The sequence below is a fragment of the Herbaspirillum sp. UBA812 genome (assembly GCF_002296545.1).
Lineage (GTDB): Bacteria > Pseudomonadota > Gammaproteobacteria > Burkholderiales > Burkholderiaceae_D > Herbaspirillum > Herbaspirillum huttiense.
Genome location: NZ_DBIC01000310.1, coordinates 1 through 18,816, shown reverse-complemented (window position 1 = coordinate 18,816; position 18,816 = coordinate 1). Strand labels below are relative to the sequence as shown.

The following is an 18,816-nucleotide window of genomic DNA, read 5'->3' as shown; positions in this document are numbered from 1 at the left end:
GCTGCCGGGCCGCCCCCGGCGCGTTCTCCCGACCGGAGAGAGACAAGAATTAAGCTAGAGCGCAGGAAAGCATTCCGTGCAGACTACTCAAGCAAGCAAGTAAATAATTTCCACGAAACAACAAAACAAGCCCCCAAAAGCCCCACCCGGATAAAACTGGCAAAATCTCGCCTGCGAAACACAAGATTCGATACCTCCGTGTCACCAATGCGCAGCAACAATCTCCAGCGCCAGCGCTGATTTCCGCCCAATATCCCAGTTATAACTCCAGGTTAATAATGGCTATGTGCCATCCCTTACATCCCTCAGATGAAATTCAACGACATTAGCAACGCTGCCAAAACAATGCGAAAAGCACCCCCACCAGCACCGCCCATTTTTTGCCTGCCCCCGGCCCTGACGCATGCACAAGCGCATGAACAGCGCCAATGCCAGGCAAGTTTTCCGGCGCATAAAAACGGACCAAACGGAGACAACCCACAATGAACGCCTTGAACAAGTTCTTCCGCCTGGAAGAGAACGGCACCACCGTCCGCACGGAGTTGCTGGCCGGCCTGACCACCTTTTTGACGATGGCTTACATCATCTTCGTCAACCCCAGCATTTTGGGCGATGCCGGCATGCCCAAGGACTCTGTCTTTGTGGCCACCTGTGTGGCGGCGGCGGTGGGCACGCTGATCATGGGCCTGTATGCCAACTATCCGATTGGCCTGGCCCCTGGCATGGGCTTGAATGCCTACTTTGCCTATGCCGTGGTCAAGGGTATGGGTTTCCCGTGGCAGGCTGCGCTGGGCGCGGTGCTGATTTCGGGCTGCCTGTTTTTGCTGGTGAGCGTGCTGCGGGTACGTGAGCTGATCATCAAGAGCATCCCGCAGTCTTTGCGCACGGCCATCCCGGCAGGCATCGGGCTGTTCCTGGCGATCATTTCGCTCAAGAGTGCCGGCATCGTCGCCGCCAACCCGGCCACCTTCGTCACCCTTGGCGACCTGCACCAGCCGGCCCCGGTGATGGCCATCATCGGCTTCCTGGTCATCGTGGCGCTGGACCGATTGAAGGTGCGTGGCGCACTGCTGATCGGCATCCTGCTGGTGACGGTGCTGTCCTTCGTCTTCGGCGGCAACCATTTCTCGGGCATCTTCGCCGCCCCGCCCTCGATCGCCCCGACCTTCCTGCAGCTGGACATCAAGGGTGCCATTTCCATGGGCCTGTTGAACGTGGTACTGGTGTTCTTCCTGGTCGAGCTGTTTGACGCCACCGGCACCCTGATGGGCGTGGCCACCCGTGCCGGCCTGATGAAGGATGGAAAGATGGAGCGCCTGAACAAGGCCCTCATGGCCGACAGCACCGCCATTGTCGCCGGCTCCCTGCTGGGCACCTCCTCCACCACCGCCTACATCGAAAGCGCTGCCGGCGTGCAGGCCGGTGGCCGCACCGGCCTGACTGCGGTCGCCATTGCCGTGCTGTTCCTGCTGTGCCTGTTCATCGCCCCGCTGGCCGGCGTGGTCCCCGCCTACGCCACGGCACCGGCACTGTTCTTCGTGGCCTGCCTGATGCTGCGCGAACTGGTGCACATCGACTGGGAAGACACCACCGAATGCGTACCGGCCGTGATCACCGCATTGGTGATGCCCTTCACCTACTCGATTGCCAATGGCCTGGCGCTGGGCTTCATCAGCTATGCCGGATTGAAGCTGCTGACGGGTCGTATGAAGGATGTATCAGTGGTAATCTGGATCATCGCCGCGATCTTCCTGTTCAAGATCATCTACCTCGGCGGTGAATGAGCGGCCACGCCGCCCCATGAAGTAAAAGGAAAAATCGAAGAGGCAGCCCGGTGACAAACCGGCCGCCTCTTCGGGATCGTGACAAGAGGGAACCCGACAATCGTCCGCAACAATCACGCGCGGACAATCCGTTTCCTCTTTTGACGACCCCGGCACGTTTCTTGAATGCCATCTGGCCACGGGAGACACCACAGGCCGGCCACCGCCCCAAGCGGAGGTGCCGCCTGAAAGCAGATCCAACAACAAGAAGCACGCCCCACGATACGCCCTGGAGCGCGCCATAAAGCAGTCTGTTTTGTAGACAATCCAAATTCGAGTAAAGCCAAATGCCAGAGACCACCCGCCCCATCCAGTTCTACTTTCGCGGCCAGACCCACGAAGTAGCAGGCCAACCCACCACCCGCACCGTTCTGCAGCATCTGCGCGAGGACCTGCATTGCACCGGCACCAAGGAAGGCTGTGCCGAAGGCGATTGCGGGGCCTGCACCGTGGTCGTGGGTGAACTGCGCGATGACCAGCTGGAACTGAAGACGGTCAATGCCTGCATCCAATTCCTGCCGACGCTGGACGGCCGCGCCTTGTTCACCGTCGAAGACCTGAAGCAGTCCGACGGCTGCCTGCATCCGGTGCAACAGGCCATGGTGGAATGCCATGGCTCGCAGTGCGGCTTCTGCACGCCGGGCTTCGTGATGTCGCTGTGGGGCCTGTACCTGAAGCATGACAAGGACGGCATCACGCCCGACAAGCGCGAGATCGACGATGCCCTCTCCGGCAACCTGTGCCGCTGCACCGGCTATCGTCCCATCATCGATGCGGCACGCCGCATGGGTGAATTGCCCAAGGTCGAGTTCGACCGCGAGGCCGTCAAGACTGCCCTGCGCGCCATCGACCAGGACACGCCGCTGGCCGTCACGCACTCAGGCCAGACCTTCCATGCACCGCGCACGCTGGCACAACTGGTGCAGCTGCGTGCCGACCTGCCCAAGGCCCGCATCCTGGCTGGCTCCACCGATGTGGGCCTGTGGGTGACCAAGCAGATGCGCGAGCTGGGCGATATCGTCTATATCGGCCGCGTGGAAGAACTGCGCGCCATGCAGGTGCAGGACGGCATGCTGGAGATCGGCGCCGGCGTCTCGCTGGAAGAGGCTTACGCCGAAGCCGCGCGCCATTATCCGGAAGAGCTGTCGGAACTGTGGCAGCGCTTCGCCTCCCTGCCCGTGCGCAATGCCGGCACGCTGGGCGGCAACGTCGCCAACGGTTCGCCCATCGGCGACTCCATGCCCTGGCTGATCGCACTGGGCGCGCAGATCGTGCTGGCCAGCGTGCGTGGCCAGCGCGTCATGCCGCTGGAAGATTTCTACCTGGCTTACCAGAAGTCGGCCCTGCAGCCCGATGAAGTGGTGCAGGCCGTGCGCATCCCGCTGCCGCGCAAGGACGTGCGCTTCCGGGTTTACAAACTCTCCAAGCGCTTCGACCAGGACATCTCTGCAGTCTGCGCCGCCTTCGCGCTGCGCATGGACGGCGACACCATCGCCGAGGCGCGCATCGCCTTCGGCGGCATGGCCGCCACCCCAAAGCGCGCGGCCCACGCCGAAGCGCTGCTGCAAGGCGGCACCTGGAGCGAAGCGCAAGTGCAGGCAGCCATGGCCGCCCTGGCGCAGGATTACGCACCGCTGTCGGACATGCGGGCCAGCGCCGCCTATCGCTTGCGCACGGCGCAGAACCTGCTCTATCGCTATTGGCTGGAAACGCGCACCGATGCGCCCCTGGCGCGCCAGGATGTGCGCGCCTTCGCGGTCAGCGCCGCGTGAAGCCCTTGGACCGAACCTGCAGGAGAACCGCATGAACAAGCAAACCGAACAATTCCTCAACACCCTGGTGCAACCGCCCAAGGACTGGGCCACCGTGGGCAAGCCGCATCCGCATGAATCGGCAATCCTGCACGTGACCGGCGAAGCCACCTATACCGACGACATCGCCGAACTGCACGGCACCCTGCATGCGGCGCTGGGCCTGTCGCAGAAGGCCCATGCACGGGTGCGCGGCATCGACCTGGAGAAGGTCAAGGCCGCTCCGGGGGTGCGTGCCGTCTTCACCGCTGCCGATATCCCGGGCGAAAACGAATGCGGTGCCATCATCCATGACGACCCGGTACTGGCCGATGGCCTGGTGCAATACGTGGGCCAGCCGGTCTTCATCGTGGTGGCCGACAGCCATGACCAGGCCCGCCGCGCGGCGCGCCTGGCCGTGATCGACTACGAAGAACTGCCGCCCATCCTGACCCCGCGTGATGCCCATGCGGCGCAATCCTACGTGCTGCCGCCGATGCATCTCTCGCGCGGCGAACCGGCAGTGGCGCTGGCGCTGGCACCGCACAAGCTGCGCGGGCAGTTCGATGTGGGCGGGCAGGAACAGTTTTATCTGGAAGGACAGATCTCCTATGCCATCCCCAAGGAGGGACGCGGCATGCACGTGTATTGCTCGACCCAGCACCCCAGCGAGATGCAGCACCACATTGCCACCGTCCTGAAACTGGCTTCGCACGATGTGCTGGTGGAATGCCGGCGCATGGGCGGCGGCTTCGGCGGCAAGGAATCGCAATCGGCGCTGTGGGCTTGCGCTGCGGCCGTTGCAGCGGCCAAGCTGCGGCGACCGGTGAAGCTGCGCGCCGACCGTGACGACGACATGATGGTCACCGGCAAGCGCCACTGCTTTGCCTATGATTACGAGATCGGGTATGACGATGACGGGCGCATCCTTGCGGCCAAGATCGACATGATCTCGCGCGCCGGTTTCTCGGCCGACCTGTCCGGCCCGGTGGCCACGCGCGCGGTCTGCCACTTCGACAATGCCTACTATCTCTCGGACGTGGAAATCCACGCCATGTGCGGCAAGACCAACACGCAATCCAATACCGCCTTCCGTGGCTTCGGCGGACCGCAGGGTGCGCTGGCCATCGAGTACATCCTCGACGACATCGCCCGCAACCTGGGACGCGATCCACTGGAGATCCGCCGCAACAATTTCTACGGGCCCAGCGATGCCGAGGGACCGGAGGCACGCAACGTCACTCACTACGGCCAGAAGGTGGAAGACAACGTCATCCATGGCCTGGTCGATCAGCTCGAACGCAGCAGCCGTTATCAAGAACGCCGCCGCGCCGTGGCCGAGTTCAATGCGGGCAGCACGGTGTTGAAAAAAGGCCTGGCGCTCACGCCGGTGAAGTTCGGCATTTCCTTCAACGTGCCGCACCTGAACCAGGCCGGCTCGCTGGTGCACGTCTACACCGATGGCTCGGTGCTGGTCAATCACGGTGGTACCGAGATGGGCCAGGGCTTGAACACCAAGGTCGCGCAGGTAGTGGCCAACGCCCTGGGCGTGCCGCTGGAGAAGGTGCGCTGCACCGCCACCGATACCAGCAAGATCGCCAACACCTCGGCCACCGCCGCCTCCACCGGCAGCGACCTCAACGGCAAGGCAGCGCAGGATGCTGCCCTGCAGATCCGCGCACGGCTGGCCGATGTGGCGGCTCGTCATTTTGGCGTGGAGGCCGCAACGGTGCGCTTTGCCGATGGCCTGGTGCTGGCGGGAGAGCAATCCCTGCCCTTCGTCGAACTGGTGATGAAGGCATACCTGCAACGGGTGCAGCTGTGGTCCGACGGTTTCTATTCCACACCGAAGGTGCATTGGGATGCCAAGCGCATGCACGGCCATCCCTTCTTCTATTTCGCCTATGCGGCGGCGGTGTCGGAAGTGGTGATCGATACCCTCACCGGCGAATGGAAACTGCTGCAGGCCGACCTGCTGTATGACGCTGGCGAAAGCCTGAACCCGGCGCTGGACATCGGCCAGGTCGAAGGCGGTTTCATCCAGGGCATGGGCTGGCTGACCACCGAGGAACTGTGGTGGAACAAGGACGGCAAGCTGATGACGCATGCCCCTTCCACCTACAAGATCCCGGCCATCTCGGATTGTCCGGAAGCCTTCCGCACGGAACTGTATGCCAACAGCAATGTGTCCGACACCATCCACCGCTCCAAGGCGGTCGGTGAACCGCCGCTGCTGCTGCCGTTCTCGGTGTTCCTGGCGATCCGCGATGCGGTCTCGTCGGTGGGCGGGCATCGCGTCAATCCGCCGCTGCGCGCACCGGCCACCAGCGAGGCCATCCTCGATGCGGTCGATGCCGTGCGCGCGGCCACGCTCACCCAGTAATACGCGGCGGAGAAACATCATGAGCACATGGTTGAGCGCATTACGCCGGATGCAGCAGGAAAGCGTCTCGGCAGTGCTGGTGACGGTGGCCCAGATCCAGGGATCAACCCCGCGCGAGCCGGGCGCACGCATGCTTTACACCGCCGAGGGCCAGTTCGACACCATCGGCGGTGGCCACCTCGAATGGCGTGCGGCGCAGATCGCGCGGGCCATGCTGGCGGCGGATTCCGACGCGCTGGCCGATCAGCGACGGCTGGAACGCATCGCGCTCGGACCGAGCCTGGGACAGTGTTGCGGCGGTGTGGTGTTTCTCTGCTTCGAGCGCATCGATGCCGGGGCCACCTCCTTGCGCACCTGGCAGGCGCTGGAACAGGCCTGGTGCAGCGGCACTGACCGCTGGCGCGCCTTGCCGCTGGATCACGACGCGCCCCAGCAACTGCTGGAGAACGATGCATCCGGCCTCGGCATGCCGCCGGAGATCATACGGCACGCACGCCAGACACAGCTGGTGCGCGACGACCAGGGCCGCCGCTGGCTGCTCGACCTGTGCCGGGCACATCAGCCGCAGGTGGTGCTGTTCGGCGCCGGCCATGTGGGGGCGGCCATCGTCAAGGTCTTGTCGACCCTGCCTTGCCGGGTGCTGTGGGTGGATGAGCGCGAGGACATGTTTCCCCCCGGCCTGCCGCCGCAGATCCGCATCGAGGCCACGGACGTGCCCAATGCCGCGGTCGACATGGCCGAACCCGGCGCGTATTATCTCGTGATGACCCACAGCCACGCCCTCGACCAGCAACTGAGCGAACGCATCCTCAAGCGTGAAGATGCGGCGTGGTTCGGGCTGATCGGGTCCATCACCAAGCGCAAGCAGTTCGAGCATCGCCTGTCTGAACGCGGATTCTCGGCGGCGCAGCTGGAACGCATGACCTGCCCCATCGGCATCCCCGGCATCTATGGCAAGGAGCCTGCCAGCATCGCCATTGCGGTGGTGGCGCAACTGATGCAACTGTGGGAACTGCGCTTTACCCAACCCAAACCCAAGGCATGGCCACTGAGTCTGGCCACACACGCTCTGGACGGCAGAGGCTGAAGGAACACCCTGCCGTCACCCCTTCCGGGAATCCTGTCGACACGTTTTGGCTGATCGCACCGGATTCCCCTTCGATTCCACTCTCGCAACACGGAAAGCATCGTCACGACGATGCCTTCCAGTATGATGACCACTGAATCGACGGCCCGCGTCCGTGCGCGCGGCGCCGCCTGCATCGAGGAAACACCATGAGCCCAACCCTGCAAGCCTACCGCGCCAGCCTGCTGTATTTCACCAACGATCCCGCCTTCGACGAACACGCCACCCAATGGCACAGCGATGGCCTGCTGCTGGTGCAAGACGGCAAGATCCAGGCCGCCGGCGACTACGCCACGCTGGCCGCTACCCTGCCGCCCGGCACCGCCATCGAAGACCTGCGCGGCAAGATCCTTTGCCCCGGCTTCATCGACACCCACATCCACTATCCGCAGACCGACATCATCGGTTCGCCCGCGCCGGGCTTGTTGCCCTGGCTGGACAACTACACCTTCCCGGCCGAGCGCCGCTTCCAGCAGCCGGAACACGCCTGCGAGGTGGCCGATTTCTTCCTGGCCGAACTGCTGCGCAACGGCACCACCAGTGCGGCCGTGTATTGCACGGTGCATCCGCAGTCGGTGGATGCCTTCTTCGCGGCCAGCCATGCACGCAACCTGCGCATGGTGGCCGGCAAGTGCCTGATGGATCGCAATGCACCGGATTTCCTGCGTGATACGGCCGAGTCGGGCGTGCGCGAGAGCGAGGAGCTGATCGGGCGCTGGCACAACAAGGGACGCCAGCATTACGCCATCACCGTGCGCTTTGCACCGACCTCCACCCATGAACAGATGAAGCTGGCCGGCGAGCTGGCGGCGCAGTATCCGGACACGTATATACAAACCCACGTGGCCGAAAATACGGATGAAGTGAAATGGGTGAAGGAACTCTATCCCGATGCCCGCAGCTACCTGGACGTGTATGACGGCTACGGCCTGATGCGCCAGCGTGCGCTGTATGCGCACTGCATCTGGCTGGACGACCAGGATCGCGCCCGCATGGCGGCCACGCAATCGGCCGCCACCTTGTGCCCGACGTCCAACCTGTTCCTGGGCAGCGGCCTGTTCGATTTTGCCCGTGCCGATGCGGCGCGCGTGCCGCTGTCGCTGGCCACTGACGTGGGCGGCGGCACCAGTTTCTCGATGCTGCAAACCATGAACGAGCTCTACAAGGTTGCGCGCATGGGCGGCACCTACCTGCCGGCGCAGCGCATGTTCTATCTGGCTACGCTGGGCGGTGCCCGCGCGCTTCAGCTGGAAGGTACCATCGGCAGCTTCACGCCGGGCTGTGACGCCGACTTCATCGTGCTCGATCCGCAGGCCACACCCTTGCTGGCGCGCCGCAGTGCTACCACCGACAGCCTGGAGGAACAATTGTTCGCACTGGCCATCCTGGGTGACGACCGTGCCATCGCCGCGACTTATTCGGCGGGGGTGCGGGTGCATCAGCGCTGAATTCATTCATATCGGTCCCGATTCGGGGGAAGCCGGGCTTGCCGTTGAGGCAAGCCCGGTTTTTCTGAGAGACTTCATTTTGTGACCATTGATCCAACTTTTTCGCATGCGTGGAAGCGTGAATTAAAGGAAGATCCAGGCCGGATCAATTCTGGTCTGCCGAGGAATGTGCGAAGCCTATGAAGCCCTTTAACATTTGCCCGACCTGTGCCGGTCAAGGAACTGTTCACTATGTCGTCTCGACGGAAAACCGCACATTCAAAGGAGAGACGTTCATCGTACCGGTGCAATATTTCTCCTGCGAGCGCTGCAAAGAAAGTTTCCAGACAATGGAAATGGAAGACAGCTTGGTCAAGGCCCGCGAAATGTACTGGGCAAAGAGTCGCATAGCGAGAAGTAGCGATTGAATGCTCTGCTTGGATGACTTGACCGACACCCGCCTTGCAGTCGCCCGGGTCACCGAGTGCTGCTGAATCCCCTCAGCGCGGCTGATAAAGATAAAGGAAAGCCTCCACCGCCCGCTCCGCCGAAGTCCGCAGCTGATCCGGCGGAATCTCGGTGACCACATTGAGCATGCGCACGTCCATCCATTCTGCTTCGATCAGCGCCCGGAACTGCATGGCGGCAATCCAGGGATCGCCCGCATGCAGCTTGCCCTCGTCCATCTTGACCTTCAGAAAATCGGCAATGCGCGTCCAGCCACGTTTGGGTCCGCGCTCGTACAAGAGCGGCCCCAGTTCCGACTTGCCGGCGTAATACATCCCCAGCCGCTTCACCGCCACAATCTCCGGCCGGAACACCACGCCCAGATAATGATTCGCCAGCCGCAATAAACCTGCGCGTACTTCGTCTTCGTTACGCAAGGCCATGAACAATTCTTCAAACTGGCAACCCACCTGCTTGATCATCACCTCCACGAAGATCTCTTCCTTGGAGCTGAAATAGTTGTACAGCGTGGCCTTGGAGCCCCCGATACGGGCCGAGATTTCCGCCATGGAGGCGCCTTCGAAACCGATTTCGTTGAATACCTCGGCAGCGATGTCGATCATCTGCTGCCGCCGTTCTTCACTCTTCTTGCGCATGATTGTCCTGTAATGCCGGCCAGAAAACCGGCCAATCCCGAATTATAGGCGACGATGCCGCCGAAAGCCGCCTGATTGCCCTCAAATCGCGGCCAAAAAAACCTGTTGCGGCAATGCCGCGAAAAGACGAGCAATTTATCGCAAAGCGCCTTGACACTTCATGAAAGCCAATACTATACTGAACTGTACAGTTAATAAACACCTGATTTTCTGATTCAGTCGTTCACTCCACTCTCCACGCAAATGAACAAGAACTCATCTCTCCCCGACCAGCGCGCGCCCTATCCGGCGCTGCGGTCCGAGCGGCCTACCCTGCCGTGGCGGCGGACGGCGGCAGTCTCGGCGGCCGTGCTGACAGCGGCGCTCATGGCCGGCTGTGCTTCCTTCACCGATCTCGGTGCGCGCGCCGAACCCAAGTCCATCGACCAATACCAGAGCAGCCAGACCCTGGCCGCCACGGCCGTGCAGACCGCCTGGCCGAGCGACCAGTGGTGGACGGTCTACGGTGACGCCCAACTCAACGGCCTCATCGCCGAAGCCCTGCAAAGCGCGCCCTCCATGGCCGTGGCCAAGGCCCGCCTGATGAAGGCCGAGGGCACGGCCCAGCAGCAAGGTGCGGCACTCTATCCGCAGGTGAGCGGCAATGCCTCGCTGGACCGCATGAAGCAGTCCTACAACAATGGCGTGCCACCGGACTTCGTGCCCAAGGGCTACAACAACGAAACCCGCGCCACGCTGGACTTCAGCTACGAAATCGATTTCTGGGGCAAGAACCGCGCCGCGCTGGCGGCGGCCACCTCCGAACTGGAAGCCAGCCGGGCCGATGCCGCCCAGGCGCGCATCACCCTGGCCACCTCGATTGCCTCGGCCTACGCCGACCTGGCCCAGCTCTACGCCCAGCGCGATACCAATGAAGCCGCGCTCAAGGTGCGTGAAGAAACCCTGGACCTGTTCAACCAGCGCTTCACCAACGGGCTGGAGACGCGTGGCTCGGTCAAGCAGATGGAAGCGCGCCGCGCCATTGCCCAGGCCGACCTCAAAGCCACCGACGAATCCATCGCCCTGCAACGCAACAAGCTGGCCGCACTGGCCGGGGCCGGCCCGGATCGCGGCCTGCAGCTGGCGCGTCCGCAGATCGACCTGTCCAAGCCCTTCGGCCTGCCCGCGCAACTGCCGGTGGAACTGCTGGGCCGTCGTCCCGACATCGTGGCCGCGCGCCTGCGTGCCGAAGCGGCAGGCAAGCAGATCAAGGTGGCGCGTGCTGCCTTCTATCCGAATGTGAACCTGTCGGCCTACTTCGGCTTCCAGTCGCTGGGCATCGACATGCTTACCCGCAGCGGCTCCGACATCGGCAGCTTCGGCCCGGCGATCTCGCTGCCCATCTTCAATGGCGGCCGCCTGCGCGGACAATTCCGCTCGGCCAGCGCCAGCTATGACGAAGCCGTGGCCAACTATGACCAGGCCGTCACACAGGCCCTGCAGGATGTGGCCGACGTCGGCGTGAGCGAGAAGGCCCTGGCCGGACGACTGCAGGACGTACAAGCTGCAGCCGACGCAGCAGAAGAGGCCTATCGCATCGTCAGCAACCGCTACAACGGCGGCCTCAACACTTACCTGGACGTGCTCAATGCGCAGGACACGCTCATCAGCAACCTGCGCCAGCTCTCCGACCTGCGCTCGCGCCTGTTCACCCTGGATGTCGCGCTGGTGCGCGCCCTGGGCGGCGGCTACCGCGCCGCCGACGACAGCAAGAGCCAAGACAGCGCCACCGCGCCCCACACCGAACAGCAAGCGAAAGGTTGAACATCATGTCCCACAGCGATTCCCAAGCGGCCCACACCCTGGCCGAAGAAAACCGTCAGCGCAATGAAGCGGCCACCAAGGCCGCCGCTGCGCAAAAGCGCAAGAAGCTCTTTGCCATCTTCGGCGGCGTGGTCGCCATCGCCGCCATCGGCTATGGCACCTACTGGTACCTGATCGGCTCGCGCTACGTCGAGACCGACAATGCCTACACCGCAACTGAAGTGGCCACGGTCACCCCGGCCATCAATGGCATCGTGGCTGCCGTTGACGTGGTCGATACCCAGGCCGTCAAGAAGGGCGACGTGCTGGTGCGCATCGATGATGCCGATGCCAAGCTGGCCGTGGACCAGGCCGCCGCCGACCTGGACCGCACCGAGCGCAAGGTCAAGGGCTACTTCGCCAACGATGCCGGCCTGGCCGCCCAGGTGCTGGCCCGCGAGGCCGAGCAGAAGCGTGCCAGTGCCCAGTTGCTGTCGGCGCAGGCCGATATGAAGCGCGCCGAGATCGACCTGCAGCGCCGCGAGGCACTGGCCAAGTCGGGTTCGGTGTCAGGTGAAGAATTGAGCAATGCGCGCACTGCCCTGCTGACCGCCCAGGCCAACCTGAAAGCCGCTGAAGCTGCCGAAGTGCAGTCCCGCGCCAACATCAAGGCGACCCAGGGTGCGCAAAAGGCCAGTACCGTACTGACGGCCGATACCACCGTGGACGACAACCCGGAAGTGGTCCTGGCCCGCGCCAAGCTGGATCAGGCCAAGCTGGATCTCGAACGCACCGTGCTGCGCGCCCCGGTGGACGGCGTCATTGCCCGCCGCCAGGTGCAGGTCGGCCAGCGCGTGCAGAGCGGTGCCAGCCTGCTGTCGGTGGTACCGCTGCAGCAGATGCACGTGGATGCCAACTTCAAGGAAGGACAACTGACCAAGGTACGCATCGGCCAGCCGGTGACCATGAAGGCGGACATCTATGGCGGCTCGGTGGAATACCACGGCGTGGTCACCGGCCTCTCCGGTGGTACCGGTTCGGCCTTTGCGGTGATCCCGGCGCAGAACGCCACCGGCAACTGGATCAAGGTGGTGCAGCGCCTGCCGGTGCGCATCTCGCTGGATCCCAAGGAACTGGCGCAGCGTCCGCTGTCGGTGGGCCTGTCGATGGTGGTGGAGATCGATACGCGCGGCCAGATGCAGGCCGGTGACGTCCAGCCCAAGTCGGCCAGCACCGAGACCCGGGCCGGCGCGCTGTAATCCGGCGAGCACAAGGAAAGACTCATCATGTCATCCACAACAAGCGCAGCGGCGGGCGACCTGCCCGCCCCCAAGCCTGCCGCCCAGCCCGGCCTCTTCGAGGCCCCGCTGACCGGCGGCCAGCTGGTGGGCGCCGGCATCCTGCTGGCCGCCGCCAACTTCATCGCGGTGCTCGACACCACCATTGCCAACGTCTCGGTCTCGACCATCGCCGGGGCGCTGGGCGCCTCGACCAGCCAGGGCACCTACGTCATCAGGCCCTATGCGGTGGCCGAAGCCATCACCGTGCCCCTGACCGGCTGGCTGGCCAATCGCTTCGGCACGGTGCGCGTGTTCATCCTGTCGATGGTGATGTTCGGGTTGTTCTCGGCCCTGTGCGGACTGGCCAATTCGCTGGGCATGCTGATCGCCTTCCGCGTCATGCAGGGCCTGGCCGGTGGTCCGCTGATGCCGCTGTCGCAAACCCTGCTGCTGCGCATCTTCCCCAAGGAAAAAGCGCCGGCCGCCGTGGGCCTGTGGGCCATGACCACGCTGGTGGCACCGATTGCCGGCCCGATCCTGGGCGGGGTGCTGTGCGACCAGTACAGCTGGCCCTACATCTTCTGGATCAACGTGCCGGTGGCGCTGATCTGCGGCTATCTCGGCTGGCGCATGCTCAAGCGCTTCGAGACCAAGACCAGCAAGCTGCCCATCGACCGCGTCGGGCTGATCCTGATGGTGGTGTGGGTGGCCGCCCTGCAGTTGATGCTCGATGAAGGCAAGGAGAAGGACTGGTTCGCCTCCACCGAGATCGTGCTGCTGGCCGTGACCGCCGTGGTGTTCTTCATCGCCTTCCTGATCTGGGAGCTGACCGAGCACAATCCCATCGTCGACCTGCGGGTGTTCCGCCATCGCGGCTTCACCGCCAGCGTGACCACCATCTGCCTGGCCTTCGGTGCCTTCTTCGGCTCGGTGGTGTTGACACCCCTCTGGCTGCAGGGCTACATGGGCTACACCGCCACATGGTCGGGCTGCATTTCGGCGCTGACCGGCATCCTGGCCGTGTTGACCGCACCCATGGTGGCCAAGATGTCCACCACCGTCGATGCGCGCAAGCTGGTCTGCATCGGCGTGACCTGGCTGGGCTTCATCACCTTCCTGCGGGCCTTCAACAACACCGACATGTCGTTCTTCCAGATCGGCTGGCCCTTGTTCCTGCAGGGGATCGGACTGCCGCTGTTCTTCGTGCCGCTCACCGGCCTGGCGCTCTCCAGCGTGAACGAGGAAGAGACCGCATCGGCGGCCGGCCTGATGAGCTTCTGCCGCACCATGGCCGGGGCGATTGCGACCTCCATCGTCAATACCAGCTGGGAAAACGACGCTACCTACTTCCACGCCGAACTGTCCGGCCTGGTCGACCGCAGTGGCGATGCGGTCAATGCCATGATGGCCTCGGGCATGAGTGCCGAGCAGGCCACGGGCTCGCTGGCGCAGACGGTGCAGAACCAGGCCGTGATGCTGGCCACCAACCACATCTTCATGATGGCGGCGGTGTCCTTCTCGCTGGCGGCGCTGGCGGTATGGCTGGCACCGAAACCGACACGGGTGGCCGATACGAGCTCGGCGCACTGATCGACAAGCTCTCCCCCACAGTCCGTCTCCCCCCTGCGGACTGGGCAGGCGGCCACTTCGGTGGCCGCCTGTTTTTTTGGGCCCAAGGCTTGATTGAACAGTCAAAAAAATCGAACTTTCTGGACATGCGCTCGCTTCTTTGTCCTGCTTCAGCCCCATGCAGGGCGCTACCCTTGGCTGCACTCCCCCAATGCGCGTACAATCCCGGCTCAAGCATGCGGACCACGGTCCGCATTTTTGATTTATGGCGGCCCGCCCGGCGCGGCCGCTAGGCTGACTTCCCGCCGCCCGCCGTGGCCTGATGACACCGTGGCCCGCCCGCGCGGCCCTGCATTCCCGAACTTGCAAGAAGCGATCCCCGCATCGCCACCCAGACTCATGACCAAAGACCTCGCCGCCCACACGCCAATGATGCAGCAGTACCTGCGCATCAAGGCCGACCATCCCAACACGCTGGTGTTCTACCGGATGGGCGATTTCTATGAACTCTTCTTCGAGGATGCCGAAAAGGCCTCGCGCCTGATGGGCGTCACCCTCACCCAGCGCGGCTCCTCCAACGGCAACCCGATCAAGATGGCGGGCGTGCCCTTCCACTCGGTCGAGCAATACCTGGCGCGCCTGATCAAGCTCGGCGAATCGGTGGCGATCTGCGAACAGATCGGCGACCCGGCCACCAGCAAGGGGCCGGTGGAGCGCAAAGTGGTGCGGGTCGTCACGCCCGGCACCCTGACCGATTCCGACCTCTTGCCCGAGAAATCCGAGCGCTGCCTGCTGGCCATGCAGCTGCTGCCCTCCAAGTCGCGCAAGCAGATGCAGGTCGGACTGGCCTGGCTGTCCATGGCCAGCGGCGCGCTGAAGATGATGGAATTCACGGTCGAGAGCACCTTGCTCGATGGCCGCGTAAAGCAGGAACTGGAACGCATCTCGGCCGCCGAGGTGCTGGTGGCCGATGGTCAGCTGGGGCAGTGCGAGCCGCTCCTGCCCAACCGCGCCGTGACGGTACCGGACTGGCATTTCGACCAGCCCAGCAGCGAGAAGGCCCTGCTCGATCAACTGGGCGTGGCCACCCTGCACGGCTTCGGTGCCGATGGCCTGGGCCCGGCCATCTGTGCCGCCGGTGCCCTGCTGCGCTATGCGCAATCGACCCAGGGACGCGGCCTGCAGCACGTGCGCACGCTCACCGTCGAATCCGAAAATGAATTCATCGGCCTGGATGCCGCCACCCGCCGCAACCTGGAACTGACCGAAACCATCCGCGCGCAGGATGCCAATGCCCTGGCCCCGACGCTGTTCTCCACGCTGGACCACTGCCGTACCGCGATGGGCTCGCGCCTGCTGCGCCACTGGCTGCATCACGCCCTGCGCGACCAGCAAGTCGCGCGCGAACGCCATGCCGCCATCAATGCACTGATGCGCACCGATGCCTGCTCGGGCCTGTCGGCCACGCTGGCGGCCGTGCCCGACATCGAACGCATCACCACCCGCATCGCCCTGCTCTCGGCCCGTCCGCGCGACCTGGCGGGCTTGCGCAGCGGCCTGCAGCAGCTGGGTTCATTGCGTGCTTACGTGGAGATGTGCGGCCGCGACGCTGAAGCACCGCTGCTGGGCAAGTTGCACGAAGACCTGGCCACGCCCGTGGAATGTCTGGACCTGCTGGAACGCGCCATCATGCTGGAGCCCGCCGCCATGGTGCGCGACGGCGGCGTGATCGCGCGCGGCTACGACGCTGAACTGGACGAGCTGCGCGGCCTGTCGGAAAACGCCGGCCAGTACCTGCTGGAACTGGAAGCGCGCGAGCGTGAACGCACCGGCATCGCCAACCTGCGCGTGGAATACAACAAGGTGCATGGCTTCTACATCGAGGTCACCCACGGCCAGACCGACAAGGTGCCGGAAGACTATCGCCGCCGCCAGACCCTGAAGAATGCCGAACGCTACATCATCCCCGAGCTGAAGGCCTTCGAGGACAAGGCGCTCTCGGCGCAGGAACGTTCACTGTCGCGCGAAAAATTCCTCTACGAACAGCTGCTCAATGACATGGGCGCGCATATCGTGCGCCTGCAATCCATCGCCCACGCCCTGGCCCAGCTCGACACTCTGGTGGCCCTGGCCGACCATGCCGTGCGCAACAACTGGTGCGCGCCGCAACTGGTCGATGAGCCCTGCATCCAGATCGAGCAAGGCCGCCATCCGGTGGTGGAAAACCAGATCGAACGCTTCATCGCCAATGACTGCCAGCTCGCCGCCGAGCGCAAGCTGCTACTCATCACCGGTCCCAACATGGGCGGTAAATCGACCTTCATGCGCCAGGTGGCGCTGATCACGCTGCTGGCCTACGTGGGCAGCTTCGTGCCCGCCACCAGCGCGGTGATCGGACCGATCGACCGCATCTTCACCCGCATCGGCGCGGCCGATGACCTGGCCGGGGGCCGCTCCACCTTCATGGTGGAGATGACCGAATCGGCCTCCATCCTCAACAACGCCACCGAACATTCGCTGGTGCTGATGGATGAGGTCGGACGCGGCACCTCGACCTTCGACGGCCTGGCCCTGGCCTGGGCGATTGCCAAGCACCTCATCGACGTGACGCGCAGCTTCACGCTGTTTGCGACCCACTACTTCGAACTGACGCAACTGCCCGAGATCCACCCGACGGCGGCCAACGTGCACCTGTCGGCCGTGGAGCACAAGGACAGCATCGTGTTCCTGCATGCCGTGCAGAGCGGCCCGGCCTCGCAGAGCTACGGGCTGCAGGTGGCGCAGCTGGCGGGGGTGCCGGCCCCGGTGATCCGCGCGGCGCGCAAGCATCTGTCGGCGCTGGAAAGCCAGTCCATGCAGCCGACGCCGCAGTTCGACCTGTTCAGCGCCCCTTCCTTCATGGAAACGCAAGCGGAAACTGAAGAAGCGGACCATGAACGCAATCCCGTCAGCGCGGTCGAACCCGATCCGCTGGCCCAGGCGCTGCTGCAATCGCTGGACGGCATCGACCCCGATGCCTTGACGCCGCGCCAGGCGCTGGACGCGCTCTACCAGTTGAAGGCCCTGAGCCGGGGACAATAACAACACCACGGGGACGCCGGCTTCGTGCCGCCCTTTGAACCGCAGAGAGACTGCATGCCGATCCGCCCGATCCGACGCATCCTGCTGTGCACCTGCTTCACCGCTGCCATCCTGATGGCGGGCGGTGCGGCGCGGGCTGCCGGGCAGGATTTCTCGTTCGGCGTGATCAACCATGCCGCGCCCGGCGTCAAGGGCGACCAGGCGCTGCGCCAGGCCCTGACCGAGACCGATGCCGACAACCTGGCCTTCGTGGTGGTCAATGGCATCAAATCTCCCTCCGAAAGCTGTGATGACGCGCTCTATGCCGAGCGCCACGAGATGCTCTCGCAGGCACAGAACGGCATCTTCGTGTCGCTGGCTGGCAGCGACTGGATCACCTGCCGCGACCGCGAGAACCGCTCGGACGCCATCGAACGCCTGGCCCGCATGCGCGAGATCTTCTATGCCAGTGAATTCTCGCTGGGCGCGAGCCGGCTGCCGATGCTGCGCCAGTCGCTCACGCCCAAGTTCCGCAGCTATGCCGAGAACACCCGCTGGGAAATCGGCAACGTGCTCTTTGCCACCGTGAACCTGCCGGCGGCCAACAATCACTTCCTGCTCGATGGCGGCCGCAACAACGAGTTCGAGGACCGCCTCATCGCCAACCGCAACTGGCTGCAGCACCTGTTCGCCTTTGCTGCCTTGAAGAAGAGCGCGGCCATCGTCTTCTTCAGTGATGGCAATCCCTTCGGTCCGCCGCCCAAGCGTTCCTTCTTCCGCACCCAGCGCGACGGCTTTGCCGAGACGCGCAAGCTGTTCTCCGAGCTTGCCGGCAAGTTCCAGGGGCGGGTGCTGGTGGTACATGCCCAGGGCGGCAAGAACAAGGCACCCGCCCATATCCTCTGGACCGGCAACCTGGGCAGTGTGGGCGTGGGTGAGCGCTGGCTCAAGGTGGTGGTGGATGACCATCTGCCACAGCTGTTTGCGGTGGCCGACGCGGATGGAGAACGGCGCTAGCTGCCCGATGCCAGGTACCAGACCCTTGCCGGTAAACGGATGTTTACGGTTTAAATGAAGAAAAACGCCCGCAGAGCGCATCTGCGGGCGTTTTTGCATGGTCGCCGGAAGGAAAATCCCGATTTCCGGGATCGGCTTGCGGCGCTGCGATCAGAATTCAGCGATCAGTTCAGCGGCTGGCTGCGGAAGTGGTCGCCGGCGTCGCCTTCATCTTCATCATCGTGGTGATGATGGTGGCCGTGGGCACCGTGGACGTGACCGTGGGCCACTTCTTCTTCGGAGGCAGCGCGCACTTCGGTGACCGCCAGTTCAAAGCGCAGCGCGATGCCGGCCAGCGGGTGGTTGCCATCGAGCACGGCCTTGCCGTCCGCCACTTCGGTGACGGTGAAGATGACCGACTCTTCGCTGTCGTCATCGGGCGAACCTTCGAACTGCATGCCCACTTCCAGCGGTTGC

At 64.0% G+C, this 18,816-nt stretch carries 12 protein-coding genes and 1 pseudogene; 11 read left to right on the top strand and 2 right to left on the bottom strand.

The genetic code is table 11. The features are described 5' to 3' along the window. The 6 genes from B3873_RS21400 to guaD form a co-directional block, all read left to right on the top strand. A partial coding sequence (locus B3873_RS21400) for a hypothetical protein (RefSeq protein WP_286868921.1) occupies positions 1-240 on the top strand: 240 nt, incomplete at its 5' end. Between the two features lie 242 nt (positions 241-482). Next, the gene (locus tag B3873_RS21395) at positions 483-1,784 is read left to right on the top strand and encodes an NCS2 family permease (protein WP_039784743.1); all 1,302 of its coding nucleotides are present in this window, start codon (positions 483-485) and stop codon (positions 1,782-1,784) included. Positions 1,785-2,110: 326 nt separating this feature from the next. Next, entirely contained in the window at positions 2,111-3,595 is a 1,485-nt protein-coding gene (gene xdhA / locus B3873_RS21390; protein ID WP_209534374.1) for a xanthine dehydrogenase small subunit, read from the top strand. A gap of 31 nt (positions 3,596-3,626) precedes the next feature. Beyond that, positions 3,627-5,996: a xanthine dehydrogenase molybdopterin binding subunit gene (gene xdhB, locus B3873_RS21385; RefSeq protein ID WP_276842652.1), complete on the top strand. Its 2,370-nt coding sequence runs from the start codon at positions 3,627-3,629 to the stop codon at positions 5,994-5,996. 19 nt (positions 5,997-6,015) lie between these two features. Then, on the top strand, positions 6,016-7,083 hold the full coding sequence (xdhC, locus tag B3873_RS21380) for a xanthine dehydrogenase accessory protein XdhC (RefSeq protein WP_039784741.1): 1,068 nt from the start codon (positions 6,016-6,018) through the stop codon (positions 7,081-7,083). A 188-nt stretch (positions 7,084-7,271) separates the two neighbouring features. Continuing rightward, positions 7,272-8,570, top strand: a complete 1,299-nt coding sequence (gene guaD, locus B3873_RS21375) for a guanine deaminase (RefSeq protein ID WP_286868917.1) — start codon at positions 7,272-7,274, stop codon at positions 8,568-8,570. A 479-nt stretch (positions 8,571-9,049) separates the two neighbouring features. On the opposite strand, the gene B3873_RS21370 is transcribed toward guaD, so the two are convergent. Further along, positions 9,050-9,652, bottom strand: coding sequence for a TetR/AcrR family transcriptional regulator (locus B3873_RS21370; RefSeq protein ID WP_039784739.1), 603 nt, complete (start codon positions 9,650-9,652; stop codon positions 9,050-9,052). A gap of 243 nt (positions 9,653-9,895) precedes the next feature. Between B3873_RS21370 and B3873_RS21365 the strand changes: the two genes are divergently transcribed. From B3873_RS21365 to B3873_RS21345, 5 genes are all read left to right on the top strand, one after another. Continuing rightward, positions 9,896-11,455: an efflux transporter outer membrane subunit gene (locus tag B3873_RS21365; protein WP_269799915.1), complete on the top strand. Its 1,560-nt coding sequence runs from the start codon at positions 9,896-9,898 to the stop codon at positions 11,453-11,455. 5 nt (positions 11,456-11,460) lie between these two features. After that, positions 11,461-12,693 carry an HlyD family efflux transporter periplasmic adaptor subunit gene (locus B3873_RS21360; protein ID WP_286868913.1) on the top strand — a complete coding sequence of 411 codons (1,233 nt, stop codon included), beginning with the start codon at positions 11,461-11,463 and terminating at the stop codon, positions 12,691-12,693. Positions 12,694-12,720: 27 nt separating this feature from the next. Beyond that, a complete protein-coding gene (locus B3873_RS21355) occupies positions 12,721-14,304 on the top strand; it encodes a DHA2 family efflux MFS transporter permease subunit (protein WP_286868912.1) in 1,584 nt (527 codons plus the stop codon). 378 nt (positions 14,305-14,682) lie between these two features. Beyond that, the gene (gene mutS / locus B3873_RS21350) at positions 14,683-17,364 is read left to right on the top strand and encodes a DNA mismatch repair protein MutS (protein WP_286868910.1); all 2,682 of its coding nucleotides are present in this window, start codon (positions 14,683-14,685) and stop codon (positions 17,362-17,364) included. A gap of 54 nt (positions 17,365-17,418) precedes the next feature. Next, positions 17,419-18,360 carry a hypothetical protein gene (locus B3873_RS21345; RefSeq protein ID WP_039784694.1) on the top strand — a complete coding sequence of 314 codons (942 nt, stop codon included), beginning with the start codon at positions 17,419-17,421 and terminating at the stop codon, positions 18,358-18,360. 164 nt (positions 18,361-18,524) lie between these two features. Here B3873_RS21345 and B3873_RS21340 read toward each other — a convergent pair. Further along, positions 18,525-18,816 (bottom strand): annotated as a pseudogene (locus B3873_RS21340) (peptidylprolyl isomerase); the annotation flags it as partial.